The following is a 25653-nucleotide window of genomic DNA, read 5'->3' as shown; positions in this document are numbered from 1 at the left end:
CGCCCGGCGCAGGGAGTCGTCGCGCTCCAGGGTCGCGGTCACCTGCTCACGATCCTGCGCACGGCGGCCTCCGGCAGCGCGGCCTTGACCCGGCGGCGAGCGGCCGCCTCCCAGCGGTCGAGCCGGTCGACCGAGGCGTGCGAGGAGGCGCGCAGCCCGCTCCGCACCACCTCGGCGTTGCCGAACTTCGCCTCCGTCCAGCCGCGCAGCCAGTCGAAGGTCCGCACGTCCGGGTCGTCCTGGGCGCGCAGCACCGCCTCGATGTCGCACACGGTGCCGCCGCGGTAGGCGAGCCACCTGTCGGCCACGCGTCCGTCGTAGAGGCGGTGCGCGTCGCCGTCGACGAGGACGGTGACGAAGCCGGCGACCTCGCCCTCGACGAGCATCAGGTGCACGACGCCCGCGCCGGCGGCGAAGGCGGTGCGCAGCACCTCGGTGTGGAAGGCGAGCGTGCCCGGGTCGTCGAGTCTGGCTGCGCCGCCCGCTCGCGTGGTCGCGGGCGCGGCGGACCTCGACCAGGCTCCGGCAGCCAGCGCTCCAGCCCGGCGAGGTCGTCGACGACGAGCTTCTCGGCGTGGAGACCGTCGCGGCCGGCGGCGTTGAACGCTCCGGTGGCCTTGCGCCGCCGGTCCCGCTTCACCCGGTACGACGCACCGACCCCCTCGATCCGGGGCATCGGCGCGCCCGGGCTCACCACCGCGTCCGGCAGCAGCCGGGCCAGGCTCGGCCAGGGCCGGGTCGCCGGGCGCGAGCCTGGCCGAGGTCCAGGGTCCAGCGGCGCTGCGTGCGCAGCCAGTCCACGACGGCGGCGGCGAGCGCGCGGGCCGCCTCCGGGCCGTCGTGGTGGAGCCTGGCCGTAGTCGTTGAGGTCCCCGCCGAGCAGGGTGACGCGGGACGTTCCTCGGTGCCGGGTGAGCGACAGCGCCGCCAGCCCGGCGACCTCGCCGTCCACCCGGGCCACCACGACCACCGGCTCGCCGGCGAGGTGGGTGGCCGCGGCGAGCAACCAGGACGCACGGGCGCAGAACGCCTCGGCCCGCGCGTCGACGTAGGACGCCAGGTCCTGCAGGACGGCGATCGCCCGGGCGCCGGTGGCGACGGGTGGGGCGCTGCTGCGCAGGGTGTCGGTCATGGTGTCTCCGGAGGGTCGGGCGGTGCTCGTCCACCCCACTGGTGCAGCCAGCGGGGCCGGTTGATCCCGGCTAGGCGACGAGATCGGGGAGGATCGCGCCGCGGGCGGCGAACCAGGCGAGGGTGTCGGCGACGCCGTCGTGGACGTCGCGCTCGGCACGCCAGCCGAGCAGCCGGGCGGCGCGGTCGCTGCGGGTCCAGGCGCCCACCGTGTCGCCGGGGCGGCGGGGCGCCTCGTGGACCGGGACCCGGCAGCCGGTGACCTGCTCGAAGGCGGCGACCAGGCTCGCGCACCGTCGTGCCGCGCCCGGTGCCGAGGTTGATCGCCTGGGTGCGGCCACCGGCCAGCGCCCGGTCGAAGCCCTCGACCGCGGCGACGTGCGCCCGGGCGAGGTCCCAGACGTGGACGTAGTCGCGGATCCCGGAGCCGTCCCGGGTCGGGTAGTCCACGCCGGTCAGCGGGAAGGGCGCGCCGGTGCGGTGTGCCTCGACGAGCACGCCGAGGGCGTGGCTGGGCCGCGGCAGGCTGGACGCCGGTGCGCAGCCGCGGGTCGGCGCCGATCGGGTTGAAGTAGCGCAGCGAGAGCACCCGCGGGCCGCCCGCGGCCGCGAGGTCGGCGAGCATCGTCTCGGCGATCGCCTTGGTGCGGGCATAGGGGCTGCCGGGCGCCCAGGCGGAGTCCTCGTCGACGGTGAGGTCCGCGCCGGGTGCGTAGATCGACGCCGAGCTCGCTGAACACCACCTCGCGCACCCCGCCCTCGGCCAGCGCCTCGGCCAGGCTCCAGGGTCGCCAGCACGTTGGTGCGGTAGTAGAGACCGGGCTGGGCCACCGACTCCGGTACGACGACCCGGGCCGCGCAGTGCACGGCGACCGCGATGCCGGGGTGCTCGGCGAGCACCCGCCGGACGAGCGCACGGTCGCCGACGTCGCCGACGTGCAGCGGGTGTCCCTGGACCAGGCTCGGGCCGGCCGGTCGAGAGGTCGTCGAGCACGACCGGGCGGTGCCCGGCGTCGGCGAGCGCCGCGACGACCGCGCTGCCGATGTAGCCGGCACCGCCGGTGACCAGGACGTCCATCACCCGCACCGCCCCGGTACGACGCCCGGCGCATCCGCCGGGACCGGCTGGGCCAGCACCCGGCTCACCCGCAGCCCGGCCGGCACGGCGTGGAACAGGTGCAGCCGCACGGTGCGCGCGCGGCCCGGTGCGAAGCAGTAGAACCGGCCGGAGATCACCTGGGCCACCCGGCCGCGGGCGTCGACGAGGACGGCCTGGGCGGCGACGTACCCGTCGAGGTCGCCGCGGGCGACCAGGCCGGCGGTGACGACCGTGTCGCCGGGAAGCCGACGGAGCGTGGGCGCTCCCGCCCGCACGGTCGCGGTCGGCGTGGCCGGTCCGGCGTCGAGGGAGAGCGCGTCGACGGCCACCGCGCGCACGTCCGCGGCCCGCGGGACCGGGTCGGCGAAGAGCGCGACGTCGGCGCCGGGGGCCAGGCCGGTCACCGTGCAGCAGACGTCGCCGGGCCGGCCGGTGGTGGCGAGCAGCACCGCGCCGCTGGCGTCGGTCGCGGTGATCCGGACCCGGGCCTGCTCGACGGTCCGCGCCGAGGTGTTGCGCACGACGAGCGCGAGCCTGTCCGCGGGCCTGTCCCCAGGAGACGACCCGGAGCCCGTCACCGGGCGCCGGTGCGGGGGCAGCGCTGGCGCTCGGTGACGGGCGGTCGGGGGTGGGCGTGCCGGAGGGCGTGACCGACGGGGTGACCCGCGGCTCCGGCGGCGTGTCGTCGGAGTCGACGACACCGGTGAGCAGCAGCAGGCCGGCGGCGGCCGCGACCACGAGCAGGGCCATGCCGGCGTACAACGGCCACACGGGCCCGGTCTTCTCGGTCCAGGGACTCATCGGCTTCCTCTTCTCGTGCGTGCGTAGAGGTCGCGGTAGGCCGCGACCATGCGCTCGGACCCGAAGTCGCGCGCGATCGGCTCGTGCCCGCGGACCCGCATCCGCTCGCGCAGCCGCGGGTCGCCGAGCACCTCCTCGAGGGCGGTGGCCAGGCTCCGGGACGGAGTCGGATCCGACCAGCCGGGCGGCGCTGCCGAAGTGCTCGGTGACGCCGCGCACCCGCGAGGCGACCACCGGGACGCCGGCGCCCATCGCCTCCAGCACGCTGATCGGCAGGCCCTCCCAGCGGGTCGGGAGCACGAGCACGTCGCTGGCGGCGAGCAGCCGCGGCACGTCGGTGCGCTCGCCGAGCAGCCGGACGCCGGCGCCCAGGTGGTGGCGCTCGATCGCCTGCGCCGTCCGCGACTCCTGCGGGCCGGTGCCCGCGAGCAGCAGGGTGCCGGGCACCCGAGCGGCGGCCCAGGCCTCGACGAGGAGGTCGTGGCGCTTCTGGTCGACCATCCGGGCCAGGCACAGCGCCACCGGCTCGTCGGCGGGCAGCCCGAGCTCGGCCCGCGCCACCGGCCGGGAGTACGACGGCAGCGGCTCGATCGTGTTGGCGACCACCTCGATCCGCGCCGCCGGCACGCCGAAGCCGATCAGGCTCCTCGCGCAGGTGCGGGGAGACCACGACGATGCGGTCGCTGGTGCGGCGCAGGAGGTGGGCGGCGCGGCGGGCCTCGGCGGCGCCGACGCCGTGCAGGGTGGTGACGACGGGGACCCGCGGCCCGACGGCGAGCCGCGCGACGAGGGCAGCCTTGGGGTTGTGCGCGTGCACGAGGTCGGGTGCGGGGAGCCTGCGCAGCCGCCGCAGCGAGGCGAGCAGGTCGCCCGGCCGGCGCCCGAGGAGACGCAGCGGGACGTGCTCGACGCCGGCCTCGCGCAGGCGCTCGACCCGGAATCCGGGGGTGCTCGCCACGACCACGTCGTGCGCGTCGGCCGCGGCGGACAGTGCCAGCTCGACGGCGACCGCCTCTGCGCCGCCGGCCCCGAGGGCCGCGATCACCGTCAGGACGCGCATGCCGTCGTCCTCGCGTAGACGCCGAGCAGGTCCTCGACCATCCGCTCGGCACCGAAGCGCTCCAGCACCCGCCGCCGGGCGCTGACGCTCATCGCGCGGCGCAGCGGCAGGTCGGCGGCGAGCCAGCCCAGTGCGGAGCGGATCTGCTCGGGCTGGCCGGGGTCGACGAGGAAGCCGTCCACGCCGTGGCGCACGATCTCGGGGACCCCGCCGACGCGGGTGGCGACGACCGGCGTACCGCAGGCCATCGCCTGGAGCAGCGCCATCGGGCAGGCCTCGGCGGCCGAGCAGAGCACGAACACGTCCGCCGCCCGCAGGTACGGCGCCGGGTCGGCCTGGAAGCCGGCGAAGGAGACCCGCTCGGCGGACCCGGCGGCGGCCACCGCCGCCTCCACCCGCTCCCGCTCCGGCCCGTCGCCCACGAGGGTGAGCCGCACCTGCGGCAGCCGGGCGGTCGCCGCCACCAGGTCGGGAACCCGCTTGACCGGCTCCATCAGTCCCAGCCAGAGCGCGTCGAGCTCGCCGCCCGCCGACGCCGGGCGCGGGCAGTCGGCCAGGAACTCGCCGCCGACGCCGTTGTAGACGGTGTGCACCCGGTCCGCACGGATGCCGACGTGCTGGCGGGCGTACTGCGCCAGCGCCTCGCAGGGCGTCACCACGGCGGTGCGCGGGCTGCTGGCGAGCAGCCGCTCGAGGCGGAGGTAGGTCAGCCGGTCCCGCGCTCGCGCGGGGGCGATCTCCAGGTTGCCCGGGACCAGCGGGGCGAGCCTGGTCGGGCACCCCGTGCAGCGTGTAGACCGTCGGGATCGCGGCCTGGGCGGCGATCACCCGGCCGACGAGCCCGGCTCGGCGGTCCTGGAGGTGCAGCAGGTCCGGCCGCAGGCGTCGTACGACGGAGGCGACGGCGCGCGCGCCGGACAGGTCGGTCTTGCTGGTGACCTCCGCGGCGTGCACCGCCACCCCGTGCTCCGCGGCGCCGAGGAGCCGGTCGCCGGGCGGACCGACGAGGTGGCTCTCGTGGCCGCGCCGGGCGAGCGCGACGGCCACCTCGACGGCGTGGTCCACCGGACCGCCGCGGTCCTGGGTGACCAGCTGCAGCACGCGCATGTCAGGAGCCTCCTCGGGTTCGGGGGGGAGGGCGAGGCCGAGGGCGACGAGGAGCCACACCGGCAGGTACAGACTGCTCGCTCAGGAAGCAGGCGGCGACGAGGGTCCCGGCGAAGGCGACGAGGACCGCGTCGGCGAGCGGCCGGGTGCGCACGAGGGTGCGGGCGCGGGCGGCGCCGTGGATCCCACAGGCGAGCACGGCGCCGAAGGCCACCAGCCCGAGCAGGCCGGTACCGGCGCTGACGTCGAGGTACATCTGGTGCACGACGGTCTGCCGCACCTCGGTGACCCCGGCGGGGACGTAGCGTGGCGACGCGGCCTGGAAGCCGCCCGGCCCCTGCCCCAGCAGCGGGCTGTCGACGGTCATGTCCGCGGCCATCGTCCAGGTGGTCAGCCGCAGGTCGACGTTCTCGGCGGCGATGTGGTCCTTCTCGGCGAGCGACTCCGCCACGACGGCGGTGTTGGCGGCCCACAGCACCGCGACCGCGCTCAGCGCGACCAGCCCGGCGGCGACCACGGTCGTGGCGCGCAGCGCGCCGAGGTAGAGCGCGACCGCGACCATGACGACGAGGCCGACCAGCGCGCCGCGGGAGAAGGTCACCGTGATCGCGACGAGCAGGACCAGGGCGCAGGCCGCGCCGCCCACCGGGGTGCGGCGGGCGAGGACCAGCGCGAAGGGCAGCGCGGCCAGCAAGAAGAACGCCAGGTCGTTCGGGTCCTCCAGCGGCCCGGCGCCGCGGCCGCCGTGCGCGAGGAAGTCGCCGATCGCGACCAGACCGGCGCCCGTGCAGGCGAGCAGGTAGGACAGCGCGATCCGGGTCGCGCAGGTGAGTGCGTCCGGCCGGGCCCGGCGCACGGTGTCGACGAGCACGACGACGACCAGCGCGTAGGAGACGTAGGCTGAGCAGGTGGTCGGCGCCGGTGCCGAGGTCCGCCCCGTGCACCGCGAAGGACCCGAGCAGCACCGTCATCAACGCCGCCAGCGCGCGGATCCCGCCCTGGCGCAGGCCGGACACCCGCGGGTCCTGGGCCAGCCGGACCAGCCAGGCGAGGAAGAGCACGGCGCCGGCGAGCCTTGACCGCGGCCGGGTGGATCTCGCGGAGCAGGTCGCCGAAGGGCTCCACGGCGACGTAGCCGATCGCGGCCCACTCGATGCGGCGCACCGCGACGACCAGCACGAGCAGCCCACCGGCCGCGAGCAGCGCGGGGGCTGGGGCGAGCACGGCAGCAGCGCCGGCGACGGTCGCGGCGAGCACGGTGGCCACGGTGAGCAGCAGCGCCCGGCCCGGCAGGCCGGTGCGCTCCAGCAGCCGCACCGTGCCGGCGTAGGCCGCCATCGACAGCGTGCCGGTGACGAGCAGGCCGGGCACCGACACCGGGCCCCAGGGCAGCAGCGCCCGGGCCGCCAGGGCGGTCGCGGCGAGGGCGACGGCACCGGCGGCGAGCGGCACCGAGCGGCGCAGCAGCGCGGACCAGGCCAGCCCCTCGACGTAGCGCGGGACGAGCAGGAGGGCACCCGCGAGGGTGAGCAGCCCGGCGCCGACCTGGGCGGCGGCCACCCCGGTGACGCCCCAGCGCAGCGCGGGCAGCAGCACAGCGACGAGGGCGAGGAGGTGGAAGGCGGTCAGGCCGAGCACGACCGGCGTGCGGCCGACCGACTTGAGCGCCACCACGATGAGACCCAGCGCGCTGAGGACGAGGCCGTACGCCGCCAGCCAGCGCAGCGCCGGGACGGCGGGCGCCCACTGCTCGCCGAGCAGGCGCAGGCTGCGGCGCGAGCACGATCATCCCGGTGTAGAGCGGGACGACGAGCAGGTGCAGCCGGAGCGCGGCGTCGGTGACCGCCTCCCCGACGGCGGCACCGCGCAGCCGGCACAGGTGCGCGAAGACCGCGCCCCCACGACCATGGCGATCAGCAGGTAGGGCATGTAGGCGATCCGGAAGGCCATCGAGTAGACGCCGACGTCCGCGGTGCCGAGCCGGTGCGCGACGAGCAGGTAGTCCACGTTCAGCACGACCAGGGTGAGCAGGCCGCTCGCCGCGAGACTGCCGCCGAAGGCCAGCAGGTCGCGGGCGTCGGTCGCCGACCAGCCCGGCAGCACCGGCCGGCGCAGCACCCAGAACAGCGCGAGGACGACGAGCGACTGCACGAGCCTGGCCGTGCACGAGTGCCATCGCCCCGTGCCCGGCCGCGAGGCTGGCGACGGTGACGAGCGCACCGATGATGTTGCCGACGATGTCGGGCACCACCCGGCGACGGAAGTCCAGCGCCCGGCGCAGCAAACTCGCCACTGACCACCGACAGCGCGGCGAGCGGGGTGCAGAGCACGATCCCGCGCAGCACGTCGACGCCGAGGTCGCCGGCCTGGACCAGCCCGGACAGCCGGGGCGCCGCGACCCAGACCGCGACGACCAGGCTCACCGAGACCGCCAGGCCGAGGGTGACCGCGGTCCGGGCGGCGCGCTCGGCGTCCCCGCGCAGGTGCACCAGCGCGGTGCCGGCGCCGAGGTCGGCGAGCACGGTGGTGATGTTGAGCGCGGCGGCCGCGAGCGAGATCACCCCGAAGGACGACGGGTCGAGGACGGCGGCGAAGACCAGCAGCACCAGGGTCTGGCAGGCCTTCGCGGTGACCGCACCGGTCGCCAACCAGCCGGCACCGCGCACGGCGGGTGCCGCTGCGGTCCGGAGCGGGCTGGGGGCGGTCGTGGTCACCGGCTCAGCGCCCCCGCACGGCGTCGCGCAGCGCGGCGAACGCCGGCTTCGGGGTGAGGTCGGCGTGCAGCAGGCCGAAGCCGTCGGCGTAGGCGCGGGTCGGGCCGTCGACGTCGCGGTACCAGATGATCGGGCCGACCGAGGGGTAGCGGTCGCGGATCAGCGCGACCGCCTCGCGCAGGTAGCGGGCCTGCACCGCCGGGCTCACCGGCCGGTCCCACGAGTTGCCCATCGAGTCCGGGCCGGAGGACCAGCCGAGCTCGGTCACCCAGATCTTCTTGCGCCGGTCGCCCCACTCGTCCATGACGGCGCGCATCGCGGGCAGGTGGGTCAGTCGCCAGACCTCGCCGACCGACGGGGTGTCCGGCGCGGCGTCGCTCGGCCCGACGTAGGGGTGCACGGCGAGCGCGTCGAAGCACGGGCCGGCACCGCTGCGGTAGGCCTTGCCCAGCCAGGCGTCGTCGTTGTACATCAGGCCGCCGAGCAGGACGGGCGAGTCGTCGTACCTCTTGACGGCGGGGTAGGCCGCGCACAGCAGCCGGGAGTACGTCGCCGGGTCGGCGCCCTCGAAGAAGGCGTCGAAGTTCGGCTCGTTCCAGATCTCCCAGGCCGCGACGTCCCCGCTCCAGCGCGCGGCCATCAGCCCGATCGCCCGGGCGTAGTCGGCGACGTCGCGCGGCGGGGCGTAGATGCTGCCGTTCGGGCTCGCCCAGGCCGGGGTCTGCCACAGCGAGACGATCACCTTCAGCCCGCGGGCGCGGGCGGCGGTGAAGACGTCGTCGAGGAGATCGGCGTACCAGCGGTCCATGCCGCCGGGTCCGCGCGACTGCAGCGCGGGCCAGCCGACGTCGACCCGGACCCAGCCGGCGCCGGTGGGCCGGAGCGCGGTCATCGCCCGCACCGCTCGACGGGCGTCGGCGGCGTGGTGGGCGGAGAGCCTGGTAGCCGAGGTCCCCGTCGTGCCGCGGCCGGAGAGCCGTGGGCGAAGGGGCCGGCGACGGGGCCGGGGTGGCCGACGGTGCCGGGCGCGGCGACTCCGAGGAGGCACCGAGCCGCCAGGGCAGCACGCTGCCGGCGACCCAGGTGCCGAGGATGAGCACGACGAGGAGCCCGCGGCGCAGCAGCGTCGTCATCGCGAGCCCACCTCCAGCCCACGTCCGTCCGGGGTCTCGCGCGGTGCGCGGCCGAGCAGGTCGTGGGCGCGGCGTCGTACCGAGGGCACCGGATCGGTGGCCCGGCGCAGCGCGGGGTAGAGCCGGCGCAGGCTTGAGCCGGAAGGTGCGTGCGGTGTCGGTGGCGTTGACGTCGACCCGGCCGAGGGCGAGCTCGTCGGCGGTGTCCCAGATCCCGAAGCCGGCCTCGAACCCGGCCGCGCGCACCGCAGCGCGAGCCCGCTCGTCGTGATGGCCGTAGGGGAAGGCGAAGGAGCGCACCGGCGTGCCCACGACGCTCTCCAGGTGGGTGCGGACCGCGCGCGTCTGCTCCGTCAGCGCGGCGTCGGGCAGCCCGCGCAGGTCGCGGTGGTCGGCGCCGTGCGCGCCGATCGCCATCCCGGCCGCGGCGGCCTCGCGCAGGCCGGCGGCGTCCATCAGCCGGTGCCGGTAGCGCTCCTCGAGCCAGTCCGACGTACCTCCGATCCGGTCCGCGGGGACGTAGAGCACGCTCGGGACGCCGAGCTCGCGCAGCACCGGGACGGCGTGCTCGCCGACCCCGACGTAGCCGTCGTCGAAGGTCACCAGGACCGCCTTGCGCGGCAGCCGGGCGCCGCCGACCGCGGCGAGGTAGTCCTCCTCGGAGACCGGGACGTGGCCGGTCTCGAGCAGGGTCTCCATCTGCCGGCGGAAGGCCTCGGGGGTGACGAACATGCCGTAGGGGTCGCGACGGGCGCTGACCCGGTCGACCCCGTGGTACATCAGTACCCGGGCGCGCGGCCGGCTCACGAGGTGCGCTCCCGGATCTGGTAGAGCCCGCCGGCCAGGAGCAGCACGGCGATCACGCAGAGCGCGGCCAGGTAGAGCGTGCGCGGCGGGTCCGAGGTCACCCCGGCGGAGCCGGCCCGCACGACCACCACGACCTTGGCGGTGGTGTCCGTCGCGCCCGGGTCCTCGGCGTGCTCGGCGATCCCGTTGGCCACGTCGACCGCCGCGTCCTTGTCGCCGGAGCCTGGCCACGATCCGCACGGTCGCAGTGCCCGCGTCGCGGGTCGTGGTCACCGTGACGTCCGGGCGGTTGCCGCCGCGGGTAACGCTGCTCGTCACCGACGCGGCCGTCTCCGGGGCGCCGAGCGAGACGCTGTACTCGTGCGCCTGCATCTCGATGTTGTCCGCGGACTGCTCGGCGGTGACCGGCCGCAGCGCGATCGCGCTGGTCGCGGTGTACGTCGTCGGGATGAGCAGGATCAGCCTGCACCCCGAAGGTCACCAGCAGCGCCAGCCCTCCGACGAGCAGCCAGGTCGAGCGGGTCCGCTCGCGGCGCCGCTGCGAGTCTCCGGCCGTGGTCACCATTGCTGTCTCACTCCTGACGGGGAAGGTGTGCGGTTCGCGGCGGTCGTCTCGGCGACGATCGCCAGGCCGAGCAGCGTCCAGACGAGGCCGGACACGATCGGGTTGCGCAGGGGCATGTCGAAGAGGCAGTGCACGGCCACGGCGACGAGGGCCGCGACGACCGCGACGCCGGCCGGCGAGCCCGCATCGGGGCGCAGCACGCGGCGGCGGACCACCAGGAAGCAGCCGACGAGCACGACCACGCCGACCCCGACGCCGATCGTGCCGCGGTCGGCGAGGACGGTGAGGAAGAGGTCGTGGGGGTGCTCGGCGGGCTCACCGGAGATGGCGCTCGCCGAGACTCGACGCCGCCGCTTCGTAGCCGCCGGGGCCGACCCCGAACCACGGGTGCTGGGTGGCCTGGCGCCAGGCCTCGGCCCAGATCAGCGGGCGGTCGTCGTACTGGTTCTGGGTGGGGGCGCCGAGCGAGCGGAGCCGGGCGCCGACCAGTCCGAGCACCATCGTGCTGCTGGGTACGACGAGCGCAGCCGCGCAGGTCGCCACCACCGCCGCGCCGATGGAGCCCAGCGCCCGGCGGGTGCGCGGCTCGGCGATGCCGAGGCACACCAGCGCGACCAGGCCGCCGATCCAGGCGCCGCGGGACATGCTCATCGCCCAGGCGAGGGCGAGCAGCGCGGAGGCCGCACCCAGCACGACGACCCGGGCCCGCGTCGTCGCCGTCACCAGGCAGGTCACGCCGACGGGGAGCAGGGCGGCGCAGAAGATGCCGAGGCTCGTTGGGCTGCGCGAACGGGCCGGTCAGCCGGCCGTTGACGACGCCGCCGCCCTCGGCGGACTGCAGCGACCCGGCCGAGGTCAGGGCCAGCGCGCCGACGACGCCGCCGACCACGACGAGCAGACTCCAGCGCCTGGGTCATCAGCGCGGGCGAGGCGGCGATCCCGATCGCGACGGCGTAGCCGAGGGTGAGGAAGGAGACGACGACGAGCCTGCACCGAGCGCGACGGCTCCACGCCGCCGGCCGCCGAGACCACTCCGCACGCCACGCTGAGGCCCAGGCCGAGCAGGATGGTCGAGGGCGGCACCGGCACCCGGTCGGAGACCAGCAGCCAGAGGCCGATCGCGGCCGGCAGCGCCATCGCGACGTACACCAGGCTGAGCCCGGCGCCCGGCACGCTGGCGGTCCCCACCGGCAGCAGCACGACGACCGCCGCGATGCTCAGCGGCAGGAGCCGGCCACCCGGTCCGGCGCCGGTCAGCACGACGCCGCGCTCGACCGGCGTCCAGCCGGACCGGCGGCCCGGCAGCAGGACGGCGCTCATCGGCGCTCCCCTCATCGGCGCTCCGCCCGTCGGGGCACCCGCACGGACAGCGCGCCGTAGGCCTTGGCGAGGTCGCGCGCCGCGGCGATCGGCGGCACCAGCGCGGCGGTCCGCAGCGGGGCCGGGCCGCGCAGGGCGCGCACCATCGGCAGCGAGAGGTACGCCGCCGTGCCGGCCGCGACGAGGGCCCGGGTCCGGCCGCCGCGGGCGACCAGGGCCACGGCGCCGGCGTACCCGGCGACCCGAGCGAGATCACGGCCGAGCAGCCGGGCGTCGCCCGAGTGCCCGCTGCCCTCGCCGTAGCGGCGGTACATGACGAGGTTGTCGCGCAGGGTGGGCCGCTGGGCCCAGGACACCTCGGCGTCGCGGACCAGCCGGGCCTCGCCGCCGGTCGCGACGACCTCGCGCCCGAACAGCACGTCCTCGCCGGTCGCGAGGTCGACGGGGAAGCCGCCGGCCCGGCGCCAGGCGGCGCGGCGGAAGCCCACCGAGCGGCCGGTCGGCATGCTCGCGTCGAAGGCCCGGCCCAGGAAGCGGCCGTAGAGCCGCACGAGCGGGGTGGGCCGGGCCAGGCTCCTCGACCGAGGGATAGCCCACCGCGGCCAGCGCGCGCTCCCACGGCACGCTCGCCTCGACCCGGTAGGTGCCGGTCCACAGGTCCACCTCGGGGTGGCTGGCGAACGCGCGGCGCATCGCCTCCAGCCAGCCGGGCGCCGGCACACAGCCCGCGTCCGTGCACACGACCTGGTCGTGGTCGGCCGCCGCGATCCCGATGTTGCGGCCCTCGGAGATCCCCACGCCGGGACAGAGCAGCAGCCGGATCCGCCGGTCGCGCACGGCCGTGGCGCGCACGATCTCCGGGGTCCCGTCGGTCGATCCGCCGTCGACGACGACGAGCTCGTCGCCGTCGCGCAGGCTGGGGGCGCAACCCGGCCAGCAGCGCGCGGGTCGCCTCGGCGTCGTTGTACACGGTGGTCACCACGCTGAGCGCAGGCCGCTCGGGCGAGCTCCCGGCACCCGGTCGGTGCACCACCCCGGCGAGGAAGTCCACGAGCCGGTCCGCGGCCTGGGTCGCGTCCGGGAAGTCCCGGGCACGACGCTCGCCGGCGGCGCCGAGCCGGCGGCGCAGGGCCGGGTCGGTGAGCGCGGTGAGCGCCCCGGCGATCGCGGTCGGCGCACCCGGCAGCACGCCCAGCCCACCGTCGGCGGCGACCTCGTGCACCGGGGGTACGGCGAGCACGGGGACGCCACCGACGAGGGCCTCCAGCGCGGTCATCCCGAAGGCCTCCCGCAGCCACGGGGCGTCGTACGTCGGGCGGGTGAGGACGGCGACCGCGTCGAAGGCGCGCACCACCGCACCGAAGGAGGGCAGCGCGGGCAGCAGCACGAACCGGCCGGCGACACCGAGGTCCCGGGCGAGGTCGAGCAGGCGGTCCCGCTCCCCCGGCTCCGCGGGGTCGGTGATCCCGGCGACGACGAGCATCCAGGACGCGGCAGCCGGCTGCGCGAGCGCGCGCAGGGCGTCCTCGACGCCCTTGCTGCGGGCCAGCCGGGTGCCCATCCCGAGCACCAGCACCCCGTCCGGGACGACGACGCCGAGACTCGGCACGGGCCCGGTCCCGGGACAGCGCGACCGGCACGCGCGGCGGGTTCAGCACCAGCGGGTTGCCGGCGGAGCGCCCCTCCTGCAGCCAGGCGCTCGTGGAGACCTGGCCGTCGGTGAGCCGGTCGAGCAGACCCACCACCCGCCCGCCGTACGACGCGTCGTGACGCACCCACACGACCGGGATCCCGAGGGCGCGCGCCGCGGGCGCGGCGACCAGCGCGGCCTTCACCCCGTGCACGAGCACCAGGCTCGGGCAGGTCGCGGCGCAGCAGCGGGACCAGCCGGGCGAGGAGCCCGGGCAGGTCCGCGGCCCGTCGCGGCGCGGGCAGCCGGGTGACCGGCCGGCCGCGGCCGGCCCAGGCCTGCGCCGTGGGTCCGTCGCCGAGCGCGACCACGGACAGGTCGAGCCGGTCGGTGGCGTCGGCGAGTCTGCAGCTGCCAGCGCTCGGCTCCGCCGAGAACGCCGCCGAGTCTGCACGAGCGTCACCCGCAGCGGGTGGTCCATGGCGTCCTCCGTCCGGTCAGGTCTGGTCAGGTGGTGAGGGCGAGTCTGCCCTGCCGACGCACTAGTGCGCCGTCGTACCCCCCCTGATCCGTCGCGGACGGACCTTTCGCGCTCCGCTGCTCAGGCGGTGCGCTGTCGCCGGCGCCGCCGGCCCGGGCGCGTGCCGAGCAGCACGCTGCCGAGCACCCGCAGGCGGATCCCCCGCAGGTGGTCCGCCGCGCGCTGGACGAAGCGCGGGTGCACCCGGCCGGCCGGCACGGTGAGCAGCATCGCGCCGTGGATCGCCATGATCCGGGCGTCCTCGGAGCCCGCGACCGGCGCGGCGTGCACGACGACCACGTCGTAGGAGCCCTCGGTCTCGTCGAGCAGCCCCCGGAAGCGCATCTCCAGCAGGCTGGGCGCGGCCAGGTGGGCCTGGCCCAGCGGCAGCACGTCGACCAGCCCGGTGGGCCCCGCGCACACGGCGTCGGAGAGCTCGCAGGTGCCGGCCAGCACGTCGTACAGGCCCGGCTCGCCGGGCGCGGACAGGGCGGGGTGCACCTCGCCGTCGCGGTCGGCGTTGATCACCAGCACCCGGTGGCCGACCTCGGCGAGGGCGGCGGCCAGGTTGACCTCGGTCCAGCCGGCCCACGGGTCGGCGCTGCTCGCGGAGGTGACCACGATCAGCCGCGCGGGATCCTCGGCGCTGGCGAACTCGATCGCGATCCGCAGCGCGCGCAGGGACTGGAACTCCTCGGCGTCCACGTCCAGCGCGGGTACGCCGCCCGGGTCCGCCGGCTTCGGCACCACGCCCAGCACGGCGGTCCCGGAGACCTCCCCCATCTCCTCCGGGTCGGTCACCGTCCGGAACACCCGGTCCGCGACGGCCGCCGCGGCGATCGCCAGCAGCACGGCGAGACCGAGCCCGGCCAGTGCGGTCAGCGGGATGTTGGGCCAGGCTGAACGACTCGGGGACGACGGCCTGCTCGGTGACGTGGTAGTCGAAGGAGCCGTTGCTCGGGTCGTGCTCGGGCAGCCTTCTCCACGACCGCGTTGGCGATCTCCGCCGCCCGCTTCGGGTCGGTGTCGGTGACCGAGACCTGGATGATCACCGTGTCCGGGACGACCTCGCCCTTCACCTCCGTGCGCAACCGGTCCGCGGAGCGGCCCACCTGGCCGGAGATGTCGTCGAGCAGCGGGCGCGACTCGGCCACGTCGGCGATGGTCCCGAGCAGGTCGGTGTAGGCTCGCCGGCGAGGTCGCCAGGCTCCGCCTTCGGCGTCGCCGCCACCCGCGCGGACGCGGTGTACTGACGGTCGACCAGCACCAGCCCGGCCGCCACCACGTTCGCGACCAGCGCGAGCACGAGGAGCACCACCCAGCGCCGGCGCCACAGCAGGGCGCCGAGCGCACGGAAGCCCCCGCGCACGGCGAACGACGCGGAGCCGCTCTCCTCGGTGGGGGAAGCAAGAGACGACATGGGGATTCCTAACTCCTGATCAATCCGGCCGGGGAGCGGCCGTACGCCGCCTCGAGGGCGGCACGCTGGTCGGCGGCCGTGGAGGCGGCCGAGAACTGCTGGGAGGCGGCGCGCGCGGTGGCCCACGCGGCCGGGTCGTGCAGCGCGGCGAGGCCGTCGGCCAGGTCCGTGGGGGTGGCGCCGAGGCCGGGCACCGCCAGGCTCTCGAGGGTCGCGATGCCGCGCGCGAGCACCGGCAGGCCGACCGCGGCGGCCTCCAGGATGCTCACCGGCGCGGCCTCCCAGGCGGCGGTGTGGAGGTAGGCCTGAGCCGTGGCCAGCCTGCTCCAGCACCTGCGGGCGCGGCAGCCAGCCGGACACCTCGACCCCGGCGGCCCGCAGCGCGGTGCGGCCCTCGGCGTCACCGTTGCCGAGCCAGTGCCAGGTGACCGGGACGTCGTAGCGGCGCTCGTAGGAGGCCTTGACCTCCAGCAGGAAGCGCCAGTCCTTCTGGGCGCCGATCCGGCCGACCGCGACGGCCCGCAGCGGCTCGCCCGGCTGGGCGGTCGCCGTCGGCGGGTGCAGCGCGCGGTTGGGGACCAGGACGACCGAGCGGTGGCCGAGGTCCTCGGCGAGGCGCGCCTCGTGCGGGGAGCACGCCACCAGCACGTCGGTACGACGGACGAGGGCACGCTCGATCCGCCGTACCCCGGCCCGGCCGGTCGTGGAGAGGTCGAGGCGCTCGAAGCCGAAGCAGTGCGGACTGTAGGCGACGCGGGTGTCGAGCCCGGCCGATCGCACCAGCATCCCGGCGTAGGAGGAGTGCGCGTGCACGACGTCCGCGGCGCGGGGCTCGACGGTGCCCCGCAGCGCGCGGACGGCGCGGGGCAGGCTCGAGGGCAGCACGTGCACACCGCTGAAGCCGGCCTGCTCGAGGTCGGTGGCGGCGTGCTCGCGGCGCGGCCAGACCACCAGGTGGTGCTCCAGGCTCCGGGGTGGCGTCGACCATGCTGAGCACCGCACTGAGGGTGCCCCCGCCGACCGCCTCCACGACGTGCAGGACGCGCATGGTCAGGCTCCGCCCTCGGTGCGGAACAGCGAGCCGAGCTGGCGGCCACCGGTCTGCTCGGTCTGCTCGGCCTGCTCGGCCTCGTCGGTCTGCGGGGTCACCTCGGTGTCCTCGGTCGCCACGACCTCGGGCTCCTCGGCCGCCGCCGTGGCGGGCTTCTCCGCCACCTCCGGAGCCGACGGCTCCGTGCTGGGCACCGACAGGCTCGCGCCGGGTGTCCTCGAGCAGGGTGTCGATCGCGGCGAGCCTGGTCGCGCACCGCGGTGGAGGCGAGCTCCAGCGCCCGGGTGACGTCGGCCATCGAGGCTCTTCAGGTCCGCCCCCAGGTCGGCGGCACGGTGCAGCACCTCGCGCGCGGAGCCTGCGGATGTCCTCGGCGTCGCGGGCACCGCGAGCGGCGGCCTCCCCGACGTAGAGGCGGGCGGTCTGCTCGGCCTCGGCCATCGCCGAGCGCATCGCCTCGGCCCGGATGCCCTCGGCGTCCCGCTCGGCGTCGCGGGCCATCGTGCTGGTGGCCTCCTCGACGCGGGCGCGCTGGGTCTTGACCCACTCGACGGCCTCGGCGCGGGCGGCCTCGGCCTCCGCCTCCGCCTCCGCCCGCAGTCGCTCCGCGACCTCGCGCGCCTCGAGCACGATCTGCTCGGCCTGCTCGGTCGCGGCGGTGCGCTCCTGCGCGGCGAGGCTGAGCATCTCCTGCGCCTGGACCTGGGCGACCCGGGTCGCGCGCAGGGTCTCGGCGTGGTCCGCGGCGGACTCCTTGGCCGAGGTCTTGGCGACGGCCTTGGCCGGCTCCGGGGTCTCGGGCTCCGGGGCGCTCTCCGGCTCCGGGGCGCTCTCCGGCTCCGCCGCGGGCTGGGGCGCGGACGCCTCCAGGCTCGGCGAGCACCGAGTCGAGGGTGAAGCCTGGCGGCGCTCTGCGGCGTTCCCGACGAGCGAGTGCGGTTGAACATCAGGTCTCCAAGGGGTCGGACGGACTCAGTAGGCGCCACGGCCGCCGAGGACGGCGAGCGGGGTGCGGATCAGGATGCGGAGGTCGAGCCACAGCGAACGCCGCTCGATGTACTCCACGTCGAGGCGGAGGATCTCCTCCCACTCGAGGTCGCTGCGGCCGCTGACCTGGGCGAGCCCGGTGATGCCGGGACGGACCCCGAGCCGGGCCACCTCGTCGGGCGCGAAGCGGACCACCTCGGCGGGGCTGGAGGGTCGCGGGCCGACCAGGGCCATGGACCCGTTGAGGACGTTCCACAGGCTGGGGCAGGCTCGTCGAGGGAGGAGCGGCGCAGCCACCGGCCGACGCTGGTCACCCGCGGGTCGTCGCGGTGCTTGTCCAGCGGGCCGGAGCCGTGGTTCTCCTCGGCGAACAGGCGCGCGGCCAGGGCCTCGGCGCCGTCGTACATGGTCCGGAACTTGATGACCTCGAAGGGCACGCCACCGTGGCCCACCCGCCGGTGCCGGAAGAACACCGGGCCGTCGGAGGTGAAGGCCACCAGGACGGCGATCACCCCCATCAGCGGGGCGAGCAGCACCAGTGCGGTGCCGGCGACGACGAGACCGGCGAAGCGGCGGACCCGGCCGTGCGGACGCACCGCGAAGAGCGGGTTGGCGGGGCGCTCGGGCGCCAGGGCGGACGGGACGGGGACGGCCGGCGCCACCCGCTCGGGTACGACGCTCACTTCCCACGCTCCGCGACGTCGCCGAACTCCGAGGCCCGGAACTCCACCCGGAACGCCTCGCGCACCGTGGTCAGCAGCCGGTCGGCCTCGTCCAGGCGGCTGTTGAGCGCCGCGAGCCCGGCCGTGCGCAGCGCGTCGGCCTGGTCGACCGCCTCGGTCACGATGCCGCGGGCCTCCCGGTCGGCCTCCGCGAGCTTCTCCGTGGTCAGCCGCAGCGCCATCGAGCGCAGCCGCTGCGCCTCCTTGGCCACCAGCCGCAGCAGGCGGCCCACGTCACCGGGGTCGACGGAGACGGCGTCCTCGAGCCTGGGCGAGGAGGGCGTCGATCTCTCGGTGCGGCAGGTAGGCCGGCCACCCAGGGTCGTTCGTGCTGGTCACGCAGCACTGGTGCGTCCCGCGGACGCCCCTGATCCACGGCCGGCGGACTTTTTCAGGCGGTGCCGCTGAAGTACCGGAACGCGGCCCAGTACGACGGGTGCGGGTACTCCTGCGCGACCAGCCGTCGTGCCCTGCTGAGCGCCTGCCGCGGGTGCTGCCCGGCGGCGATCGCCTGGTAGAAGTGCCGCATCAGGGTGACCGTCACCTGGTCGTCGATCGGCCACAGCGCGGCGACGACACCGACCGCGCCGGCGTTGAGGCAGGCCCACGCCAGCCCGATCGGGCGGGGGGTGCTCGCCGAGACCCGGCCGGACACGCAGGCGCTCAGCACGACCACCCGACCCTGCAGGTCGAAGCGGCCGTCCACGAGCGAGGCCGCTGTCAGCCAGCCGTCGCCGAGGTGGAGCGCGGAGAAGAGCGGGTTGCCCGCGCGGAACCGGCCGTGCGCGGCGATGTGCACCAGGCTCCGCCGCGGCCACCCGCTCCGCGAGCACCGCCGAGGTGGCCTCGGGCCCCAGGTGCACCTCCGCTCCCGGGACCAGGCTCGGCGATCATCGCGGCCTCCGCGGCGATGGCCGGGGCCTGCTGGTCCGGTACGGCGAGGACGAGCGTCGCGACCGGAGGCGCCTCCTCCGGCGGTGCGTCCGGCACGGGCTCGGCGTGCGGCGCGGGCCCCGGGCCGTCGTACGACGGGGTGAGGCGGCGACGCCACGGCGCGTCCACGTCGAGCAGGGCGTCGAAGGGCACGGCCGGAGGTGGCGGTGCCCGAAGACCACGAGCGGCTCGCACTCCAGGTCGACCAGCAGATCGGCCAGCGGCGCCACCAGGTGCGCGTAGAGCCCGTCGAGGGACGGTGAGCCGTCGTCGACCGGGCCGACCGCAGTCGCGAGCAGGCACTCCTGGTGCCAGGCCGTCACCAGTCGCTCGGTCTCGGCCGCGACCCGGCCCAGGCGCCGGACGAAGACCTGGCCCTCGCGGATCACGAAGGCGATCACGTCGGGGCCGAGCACGTAGAGCTCGAGCGCCGGTCCCTCGGGCACCGGCGGCGACTCGCACGGACCGGCGGGGCGCTGGCCGCGGCTGGCGGCACGGGCGCCCTCGATGAGCGCGTCCACGTCGTCGACCGAGCCGGCGGCGTCGTCCACGTGCCAGCCCTCGGCGTGCGCGCGCAGCGCCGTGAAGGCCTTGATCTTCGAGGCCCGCACCCGCTGCCAGGCCTCGATCTGCGCGGCGTGCCCCCCGTCCTCGACGAGCACGTCGATCGACTCGTCGGTGACCCGGGCGAGCGTCCCGTCGTGGATCCCGCCCCGCCCTGTGGACTGCTGGGCGACCAGGTCACCCATCTCGGCCGCCGCGCGCAGCCTCCTCCGCCGCGCCGGCCGGCGAGTCGATGCGGCGCAGGTGCTGGGCCCGGACCAGGCGCAGGCTCCAGGGCGCAGGCTCAGGCTGGGCGAGCCGGTCGGCCTGGCCGGCGGAGGAGGCGATCAGGCTGCTCGGCCTCGGCGAGGTCCTCCGTGGCACGCGCCCGGATCAGGCTCGCCGTGCACCCGGGCGGCCTCGGTGGCCCCCTCCTTCTCCAGGGCGCTCGGCGATGCCGAGCGCCTGCGCGTCGTCGCCGCGGAACAGCGCCATCCGGGCCGCGAGCACCCGGGCGCGGTCACGGGTCACGGTGTCTCCGCACTCGGTGCTGAGCCGGGCCGCGGAGAGCAGGCTGTCGACGGCCGCGTGCGGCCGGCCGGTGCGTACGGCGGCGCCGGCGCAGACCAGGCTCGGCGCGGGCGCAGGCGGCGATCCGGCCCTGGGCCCGGAAGGCCTCCCGGGCCGCCCGGCCGCGGTGGTAGGCCTCCTCGGCCAGGCCGGCGCTGAGCAGCGCGACGGCCAGCACCCGGTCCCGCTCGGCGGCGTTCCCGCCATCGACGGTGACCCGCTCCAGCAGACTCGATCGCGGAGACCGGGCTGCCGACCTGGGACAGCGCCTCGGCGATCGGCAGGGTGGCGCGCACGGCCGCTGCCTCCGACCCGGCCTGCAGGAAGGTCTGCCGTGCGTCGCACAGCACGTCGAGCGCCCGGTGGACGAGTCCGTCCGCCGCGAGCGCCCGGCCGCGGCGCAGCCCGATCACGGCCACCTCGTGCAGGTCCCGGAGCATGATCGCGACGTCGTCGGCGAGGTCGAAGTAGCGCATCGCCCGGGCGTGGTCGCCGCGTGCCGCGTGCGCGGCGCCGGTTTGCTGGTGCGCGTGCAGGTGCAGGCGGGTGGCCAGGCTCCTCGTCGCGGGTGCTGACCCCCTCGACACCGCTGAGGATCCGTCCGACCAGGCCGATCACCTCGTCGTACTCCCCGATCTCGAGCAGCACCGCCGTGCGGCCCAGCATCGCACCGCGTGCCTCCAGCGGCCGGCCGACCGAGAGCCACCTCATCCGGGCGACCTGGAAGGCCGTCAGCGACGCGAAGACGTCACCGCGGTCGAGACCGACCTGGCCGCGCAAGGTCGCCAGCCGCGCCGCCGCGACGTGGTCGTCGTGCACGTCGGGGTGCGCTGCCGCCCGGTCGAGCGAACCCAGGCAACGCTGCGTGTCGGTGCGCCGCAGTGTCTGCGCGAGGTCGAGCAGGCTCCTCAGCCCTGGGTCGTCCATCCAGGCCGCCGTCAGGGGCGCAGGAGGCGCAGGGGTGCGCTCACCTGCACCGGCCCGGCCGCGAACCGCAGGCTCGTCGACGCTGTCGGGGACCTCGCGCGACTCGAAGCGCCCGTCCGCGCCGGCGCGGACCATCCGGCGGACCACGCCGTCCTCGAGCAGGCTCAGGTCGATCCCGTCGACGGGGTTCTCCAGGAGCAGCAGCCCGACCAGGTCCACCGCGCCCACGCCGGCGGGACGGACCTCCACGATGAACCGGCCCGCCTCGCTCTCGAACGCCAGGTGGGTGCTGTCGAGGGTGTCGGCCGAGCGCATCCCGGCGACCCGTGCGTCCCGGGTGTCGTAGAGCAAGCGGGCGCTCGACCACTGCGGGCCCGGCGCCTGCGCCGCCCCCGCGCCGAAGAGGTCGCGCAGCCGCTGGCTCAGGCTCGGCGGGCGGCTGCTCCAGCGGGAGCCGGGCGGCGTCGTGGCGGAAGCGCTCGAACCACTCCGCCGTCGCGGCGGCCGCCGGGTCGGCGGCGACGTGCTCGGCGACGGCCTGGGCGCGCTCGGGTGCGAGCCGGCCCTCGACCCAGTCGAAGATGTCGGCCGGCGTGGGACGCCGGCCTCTGCCGCTCACCATCCGCCGTCCTCGGTCAGGATCGCCTTGAGCTTCTCCAGGCAGCGCCCGCGCAGGGGGCCGATCCCGCCGATGGAGCGCCCGAAGCGCTCCGCGATCTCGGCATAGCCTGGGGCTCTCCGGCTCGAAGTAGAGCGCCTCCAGCAGACTTGCGGCAGGTGCCGCCCAGGCTCGGCGAGGGCGTCGTGCAGCGCGACCACGCTGTCCCAGTCGGCGAAAGGGTCGTCGACCTCCTCCGGCGCCTGCTCCAGGTGCACGTCGCGGCGGCTGAGGTTGCGCACGCGCCACGCCTGGCGACGGGTCACCGTCATCAGCCAGGAGGCGAGCCGCTCCTCGTCCCGGATCCGGGAGAGGGAGTCGATGAGGGTGACGAACGTGCCCTGGGTGACGTCGGCGGCGTCCTCGTCGGAGAGCCCGTTGCGCCGGGCCACCGAGTAGACCAGCCGCTCGTAGCGGGCGACCAGCAGGTTCCAGGCCTCGCCGTCGCGCTCGCGGCAGCGGGCCAGCAGACTCGGCGTCGGTCGGCTCGGCGACGACCTGACCGCGGTCGGGGCGGCGGAAGCGCAGCACCGTGCCCGCCCGCTCGGGCTCCGGGGCTCCGCGCTCGGGCGGGAGCACACCGTTGTGGGGGAGCGACATTTACGTGGTGTCCTTCGGTTCGGGTTCGGAACGTCCCGACCGTCGCCCGCCCGGCATGTCAGGCGCTCGCCGGGTCCACGACCCCATTCACGAACCACCCGGACCTGTCCCAGTCCGGGCACCAGCACCCACACGCCTCGGCTCTGCGACACCGAGACCTTGTCCCACGGACGACCCGAGCGTCGTCCCTTACGGGAACTTACTTCCCCCCAACGGGCTGATCCACGCCCAGCAACGCTTGTGTTCCCGCAATTGATATACGAGCCGCTATAAGTCTGCGCTATAGCGAGATAGATCACAGGGCCGCGCGGTCGACCGCCCGCCGGAAGCGACCGTACGACGCGAGACTCGACCCGCACCGGATCCACCACCTGGGCGCGCAGCACCCGGGCGATCACCGCCCGGCAGGCGTCCTCGACCTCCGCACCGCGGCGTGCCGCTGCCCGGCCGGCCGCCCGTCGCGCGGCGAGGTGCGCCCCGAGCGCGGCCACGGCGAACGCCACCAACGGCACCACCGCGAGACCCGACACGAGCAGCAGCAGCGCGCTGAGCACCGCTCCCGCCAGGCAGCCCCACCGCGCCAGGCCGAGGGCGCGCGCGGCGCCCGCGCCCGCGTCGGGGAAGCGCAGCGCCGCCGACTCGGCATCCAGCCGGTCGTCGGTCCCGGCCAGACCGCGCGTCGCGGCGGCCCGCAGCGGCGCACCCCACGCCTCGGTCAGGTCGGCGCAGATCCGGTCGGCGAAGGCGCGCACGGCGGTGTCGACCGCCGGCCGGTCCACCGGGCCGACCCGGACCGCGGCGTCGGCGGAGCGCTGGACCCGGGCGGCCGCGGCGGGCACCCCCGCCGCGTCGGCGACCCGGCGCTCCAGGTCGCCGACCCACCCCGCGGGCAGGCTCGCGCGGCGCGTCGCCCGCCGCGTCGAGCAGCCCGCGCGCGGCCGTCCGGACGTCGGCCTCCACCCGCAGGGAGACGTTCGGCCGCTCCTCCACCCGGCGACGTACGGCGGTGCGGAGCTCGGCGGTCCCCAGCCCCTCGCGCGCGCTCATCCCGAGGATGCGCGGGTCGCGGATGCCGTCGGCCACCAGCACCCGGCGCAGGTCGCGGAGCATGGCCGGCCGGCGATCCTCGGGGATCGTGTCGAGGTGGTTGAGCACGACCATCGTCACGTCGCGGTGACCCGCCAGCGGCTGCAGGAAGCGGCGGTGGATCGCGGCATCGGCGTACTTCTGCGGGTCCACCACCCAGATCAGCAGGTCCGCCAGCGCGACCACTCGCTCGGCCTCGCGGTGGTGCGCCTTCTCCACCGAGTCGTGGTCGGGCAGGTCGAGCAGCACCAGGCCCTCGGGCAGCCGGTTGCGCGGCGGGCGCGGGTCGAGGTCGTCGCGGCGGTGCTGCCGCGCGGCCGGCACCCCGAGCCAGTCGAGGATCTCCCCCACGTCCCCGTCGGACCACACCAGCGCGGTCGCCTCGGAGGTCGTCGGCCGCTGCGCGCCGGAGACCGAGAGACCGGCACCGGCGAGGAGGTTGAAGGTGGTGGACTTCCCCGAGCCGGTCGAGCCGGCGATCGCGACGATGGTGTGCTCCGGCGGCAGCCGCAGCCGGCCCTCGGCGCGCTCGACCGTCAGCGCCGCGTCGGCGAGCAGGCCTTCGTCGAGGTGCCCGCGGGCGGCCTCGACCGCCGCGCCGAGCGCGGCGATCCGCGGGCCGGGCTCAGGCATCGCGGTCCACCGCGTCGAGCATCCGCTCCGCCTTCGCCGCCGCGGCCCGCAGCCGGTCGGCGGCGTCGGGCGCCAGCCCCCAGCCGAGCACCGGGCGGAGGTAGCGCGCCCGCTCCTGCGCGAGCAGGTCCGCCGCCAGCCGTCGTACGCCGTCGCGGGCCTCGGCCACCAGCGCCGGCGTGCCCTCGTCCCGCCCGGGCGTCGACACGGCGTGCAGCACCAGGGCCACCGCCAGCGCGCGGGCGCCCACCTCGCCGAGGTCGCCGAGCTCGGTGCGCACCTGCGCGACCAGCGCCCGCCGCCAGGCCGAGATCGACTTGCGCGCACGGCCGGCGAGACCACGGCCGGCCCGGGCCAGGTCCTCCTCGCTCCAAGTGAGCAGCGCGTCGCCGTGCCGGCTGGACCGCAGCGCGTCGGCGGCTCGCTCGGCCGCCCGCTCGGCGTGGTCCACGACGAGGGTCTCCAGCGCCAGGTCCAGCGCCAGCCCGAGCCGGTCGGTCGCTGCGGCCCGCTCGGCGTCCGGGGCGAGCAGGTGGGTGCGGAGCACGCCCATCGTCTCGGGCAGGGTCAGCAGGTCGTCCCGGCCGACGAAGGCGTGCCACTGCGCGAGCAGGTCCCCGCGCAGCAGGGTGCCGTCGCCGAGCCGGCCGGCGAGCTCAGCCCCCGCGGCGTCGTACGTCGTGTCGACGAGGGTGAGCAGGTCGTCGACGGCCGCGACCTGGCGGGTCGCCGCGGCGGCGACCGGGCCGGCCAGCGCCAGCGAGCGACGGACCGCACCGACCACCGCCTGCCGCACCAGCGCGGTCCGGGCGGCCTCGTCGGCGCCGAGCCCGTCGAGCCAGGCACGCACCGGGGCGGCGTACGACGCGGGGAGCAGGCCCTCGTCGTCCACCGGCCCGCGCTCCACCAGGAAGAGCCGGTCCCGGCCGATGCCCCGCTCGGACAGCATCCGGGTGAGGTGGCCCGAGACGGTCGCCCGGTCCTCGGGAGGGATCCGGTTCATGACCACCGCGACCGGGGTGTCGCGGGCCAGCGCGTGGCCGAGTCTGCTGCCAGGGCACCTCGTCGGAGTAGCGCGCCGCGGAGGTCACGAAGAGCCACAGGTCCGCCGCCGCGAGCAGCCGCAGCGACGAACTCGCGGTTGGCCTCGTCGATCGAGTCGAAGTCCGGGGCGTCCACGACCGCCAGGCCGCGGCGCACCCGATCGCTCGCCACCGGGCGCAGCGCGTGCGGCTCCTCGGTCGGGCTCGTGGTGCGGGCGAAGGTCGGCAGCAGCCGCTCGGGGGCGAACCACCCCGCGTCGTCGGGGTGGTGCACCAGCACCGCCGACCGGGTGGTGGGGCGCAGCGTGCCTGGCACGGTCACCGGCTGCCCGACGAGGGTGTTGACCAGGGTCGACTTGCCGACGCCGGTCGGTCCACCGACCACCACGACGGCCGGGGCGTCCGGCTCGGCCAGCCGCGGCAGGACGTAGTCGTCGAGCCTGCTCCAGCGCCCGGGCCCGCTCGGCGCGCAGGCTCCTCCGTGCCGGCGAGGGGCAGCGGGAGGTCGGCCGTGCGCAGGGCCGCGTGCATCGCGGCGACGGCCCCGGCGATCTCGGTGTCGAGCGGGGCGGTGCGGAGCATGGGGCACAGGG

At 76.4% G+C, this 25653-nt stretch carries 27 protein-coding genes and 4 pseudogenes; 1 reads left to right on the top strand and 30 read right to left on the bottom strand.

All coding sequences use genetic code 11. From position 1 onward, the window contains the following. Nucleotides 1-38: 38 nt before the first annotated feature. The 21 genes and pseudogenes from G5V59_RS22505 to G5V59_RS22410 all read right to left on the bottom strand — a co-directional run bounded on the left by G5V59_RS22505 (nt 39) and on the right by G5V59_RS22410 (nt 17045). A complete protein-coding gene (locus G5V59_RS22505; RefSeq protein ID WP_278257937.1) occupies nt 39-1166 on the bottom strand; it encodes a GNAT family N-acetyltransferase in 1128 nt (375 codons plus the stop codon). Then, on the bottom strand, nt 1129-1785 hold the full coding sequence (locus tag G5V59_RS22500; protein WP_341351288.1) for an NAD-dependent epimerase/dehydratase family protein: 657 nt from the start codon (nt 1783-1785) through the stop codon (nt 1129-1131). Before G5V59_RS22500 ends, G5V59_RS22505 begins: the two co-directional genes overlap by 38 nt. Further along, nucleotides 1739-1849, bottom strand: a pseudogene (locus tag G5V59_RS37445) (UDP-glucose 4-epimerase GalE); the annotation flags it as partial. The pseudogene G5V59_RS37445 and the gene G5V59_RS22500, both read right to left, overlap by 47 nt. 125 nt (nt 1850-1974) lie before the next feature. Next, nucleotides 1975-2209, bottom strand: a pseudogene (locus tag G5V59_RS37440) (NAD-dependent epimerase/dehydratase family protein); the annotation flags it as partial. Continuing rightward, nucleotides 2209-2751 (bottom strand): hypothetical protein, encoded by a 543-nt coding sequence (locus G5V59_RS22490; RefSeq protein ID WP_278257935.1) that lies wholly within the window; start codon nt 2749-2751, stop codon nt 2209-2211. The gene G5V59_RS22490 and the pseudogene G5V59_RS37440, both read right to left, overlap by 1 nt. 53 nt (nt 2752-2804) lie before the next feature. Continuing rightward, a pseudogene (locus G5V59_RS22485) lies at nt 2805-4058 on the bottom strand (glycosyltransferase family 4 protein); the annotation flags it as partial. Between the two features lie 20 nt (nt 4059-4078). Continuing rightward, the gene (locus G5V59_RS22480) at nt 4079-4684 is read right to left on the bottom strand and encodes a glycosyltransferase family 4 protein (RefSeq protein WP_341351287.1); all 606 of its coding nucleotides are present in this window, start codon (nt 4682-4684) and stop codon (nt 4079-4081) included. Between the two features lie 154 nt (nt 4685-4838). Next, nucleotides 4839-5198, bottom strand: a pseudogene (locus G5V59_RS22475) (glycosyltransferase); the annotation flags it as partial. 1 nt (nt 5199) lies between these two features. Further along, nucleotides 5200-6069, bottom strand: a complete 870-nt coding sequence (locus G5V59_RS22470) for an O-antigen ligase family protein (protein ID WP_278257934.1) — start codon at nt 6067-6069, stop codon at nt 5200-5202. A 1138-nt stretch (nt 6070-7207) separates the two neighbouring features. Further along, nucleotides 7208-7912 carry an oligosaccharide flippase family protein gene (locus tag G5V59_RS22465; protein WP_278257933.1) on the bottom strand — a complete coding sequence of 235 codons (705 nt, stop codon included), beginning with the start codon at nt 7910-7912 and terminating at the stop codon, nt 7208-7210. Continuing rightward, on the bottom strand, nt 7909-9744 hold the full coding sequence (locus G5V59_RS22460; protein WP_278260001.1) for a polysaccharide deacetylase family protein: 1836 nt from the start codon (nt 9742-9744) through the stop codon (nt 7909-7911). Before G5V59_RS22460 ends, G5V59_RS22465 begins: the two co-directional genes overlap by 4 nt. A 205-nt stretch (nt 9745-9949) precedes the next feature. Next, nucleotides 9950-10417 carry a hypothetical protein gene (locus G5V59_RS22455; protein ID WP_278257932.1) on the bottom strand — a complete coding sequence of 156 codons (468 nt, stop codon included), beginning with the start codon at nt 10415-10417 and terminating at the stop codon, nt 9950-9952. Then, on the bottom strand, nt 10411-10659 hold the full coding sequence (locus G5V59_RS22450; protein WP_278257931.1) for a hypothetical protein: 249 nt from the start codon (nt 10657-10659) through the stop codon (nt 10411-10413). The genes G5V59_RS22455 and G5V59_RS22450 overlap by 7 nt, the downstream gene beginning before the upstream one ends. A gap of 73 nt (nt 10660-10732) precedes the next feature. Continuing rightward, the gene (locus G5V59_RS22445) at nt 10733-11152 is read right to left on the bottom strand and encodes an O-antigen ligase family protein (RefSeq protein WP_278257930.1); all 420 of its coding nucleotides are present in this window, start codon (nt 11150-11152) and stop codon (nt 10733-10735) included. Then, nucleotides 11149-11334 carry a hypothetical protein gene (locus tag G5V59_RS22440; protein ID WP_278257929.1) on the bottom strand — a complete coding sequence of 62 codons (186 nt, stop codon included), beginning with the start codon at nt 11332-11334 and terminating at the stop codon, nt 11149-11151. The genes G5V59_RS22445 and G5V59_RS22440 overlap by 4 nt, the downstream gene beginning before the upstream one ends. Continuing rightward, nucleotides 11273-11737, bottom strand: coding sequence for a hypothetical protein (locus tag G5V59_RS22435; protein WP_278257928.1), 465 nt, complete (start codon nt 11735-11737; stop codon nt 11273-11275). Before G5V59_RS22435 ends, G5V59_RS22440 begins: the two co-directional genes overlap by 62 nt. A gap of 11 nt (nt 11738-11748) precedes the next feature. Beyond that, a complete protein-coding gene (locus tag G5V59_RS22430; protein WP_278257927.1) occupies nt 11749-13848 on the bottom strand; it encodes a hypothetical protein in 2100 nt (699 codons plus the stop codon). Between the two features lie 120 nt (nt 13849-13968). Further along, complete coding sequence (locus G5V59_RS22425) at nt 13969-14739, bottom strand: CpsD/CapB family tyrosine-protein kinase (protein ID WP_278257926.1); 771 nt, start codon at nt 14737-14739, stop codon at nt 13969-13971. Nucleotides 14740-14765: 26 nt separating this feature from the next. Continuing rightward, entirely contained in the window at nt 14766-15221 is a 456-nt protein-coding gene (locus G5V59_RS22420; RefSeq protein WP_278257925.1) for a hypothetical protein, read from the bottom strand. A gap of 94 nt (nt 15222-15315) precedes the next feature. Beyond that, complete coding sequence (locus tag G5V59_RS22415) at nt 15316-15711, bottom strand: hypothetical protein (protein ID WP_278257924.1); 396 nt, start codon at nt 15709-15711, stop codon at nt 15316-15318. Beyond that, on the bottom strand, nt 15708-17045 hold the full coding sequence (locus tag G5V59_RS22410; protein ID WP_278257923.1) for a hypothetical protein: 1338 nt from the start codon (nt 17043-17045) through the stop codon (nt 15708-15710). Before G5V59_RS22410 ends, G5V59_RS22415 begins: the two co-directional genes overlap by 4 nt. Nucleotides 17046-17124: 79 nt before the next feature. On the opposite strand from G5V59_RS22410, the gene G5V59_RS22405 reads away from it, so the two are divergent. Then, nucleotides 17125-17301, top strand: a complete 177-nt coding sequence (locus G5V59_RS22405) for a hypothetical protein (protein WP_278257922.1) — start codon at nt 17125-17127, stop codon at nt 17299-17301. Between the two features lie 29 nt (nt 17302-17330). Here the strand turns inward: G5V59_RS22405 and G5V59_RS22400 are convergent, their stop codons facing one another. From G5V59_RS22400 to G5V59_RS22360, 9 genes are all read right to left on the bottom strand, one after another. Then, entirely contained in the window at nt 17331-18035 is a 705-nt protein-coding gene (locus G5V59_RS22400; protein ID WP_278257921.1) for a sugar transferase, read from the bottom strand. Continuing rightward, on the bottom strand, nt 18025-18300 hold the full coding sequence (locus tag G5V59_RS22395) for a hypothetical protein (RefSeq protein ID WP_278257920.1): 276 nt from the start codon (nt 18298-18300) through the stop codon (nt 18025-18027). Before G5V59_RS22395 ends, G5V59_RS22400 begins: the two co-directional genes overlap by 11 nt. Nucleotides 18301-18458: 158 nt before the next feature. Beyond that, nucleotides 18459-18866, bottom strand: a complete 408-nt coding sequence (locus tag G5V59_RS22390) for a CHAT domain-containing protein (protein WP_278257919.1) — start codon at nt 18864-18866, stop codon at nt 18459-18461. Between the two features lie 91 nt (nt 18867-18957). Next, nucleotides 18958-19749: a hypothetical protein gene (locus tag G5V59_RS22385; protein WP_278257918.1), complete on the bottom strand. Its 792-nt coding sequence runs from the start codon at nt 19747-19749 to the stop codon at nt 18958-18960. Next, entirely contained in the window at nt 19742-19927 is a 186-nt protein-coding gene (locus G5V59_RS22380) for a hypothetical protein (RefSeq protein ID WP_278257917.1), read from the bottom strand. Before G5V59_RS22380 ends, G5V59_RS22385 begins: the two co-directional genes overlap by 8 nt. Before the next feature lie 9 nt (nt 19928-19936). Then, nucleotides 19937-21289 carry a hypothetical protein gene (locus G5V59_RS22375; protein WP_278257916.1) on the bottom strand — a complete coding sequence of 451 codons (1353 nt, stop codon included), beginning with the start codon at nt 21287-21289 and terminating at the stop codon, nt 19937-19939. Between the two features lie 1276 nt (nt 21290-22565). Continuing rightward, nucleotides 22566-24017 carry a GTPase gene (locus G5V59_RS22370; RefSeq protein ID WP_278257915.1) on the bottom strand — a complete coding sequence of 484 codons (1452 nt, stop codon included), beginning with the start codon at nt 24015-24017 and terminating at the stop codon, nt 22566-22568. After that, nucleotides 24010-25020, bottom strand: coding sequence for a hypothetical protein (locus G5V59_RS22365; protein WP_278257914.1), 1011 nt, complete (start codon nt 25018-25020; stop codon nt 24010-24012). The genes G5V59_RS22370 and G5V59_RS22365 overlap by 8 nt, the downstream gene beginning before the upstream one ends. Next, a complete protein-coding gene (locus G5V59_RS22360; protein WP_278257913.1) occupies nt 25017-25649 on the bottom strand; it encodes a hypothetical protein in 633 nt (210 codons plus the stop codon). The genes G5V59_RS22365 and G5V59_RS22360 overlap by 4 nt, the downstream gene beginning before the upstream one ends. Between the last annotated feature and the right edge of the window lie 4 nt (nt 25650-25653).

This window comes from Nocardioides convexus (assembly GCF_011090295.1).
This window is presented reverse-complemented; position numbering and strand designations above follow the sequence as displayed.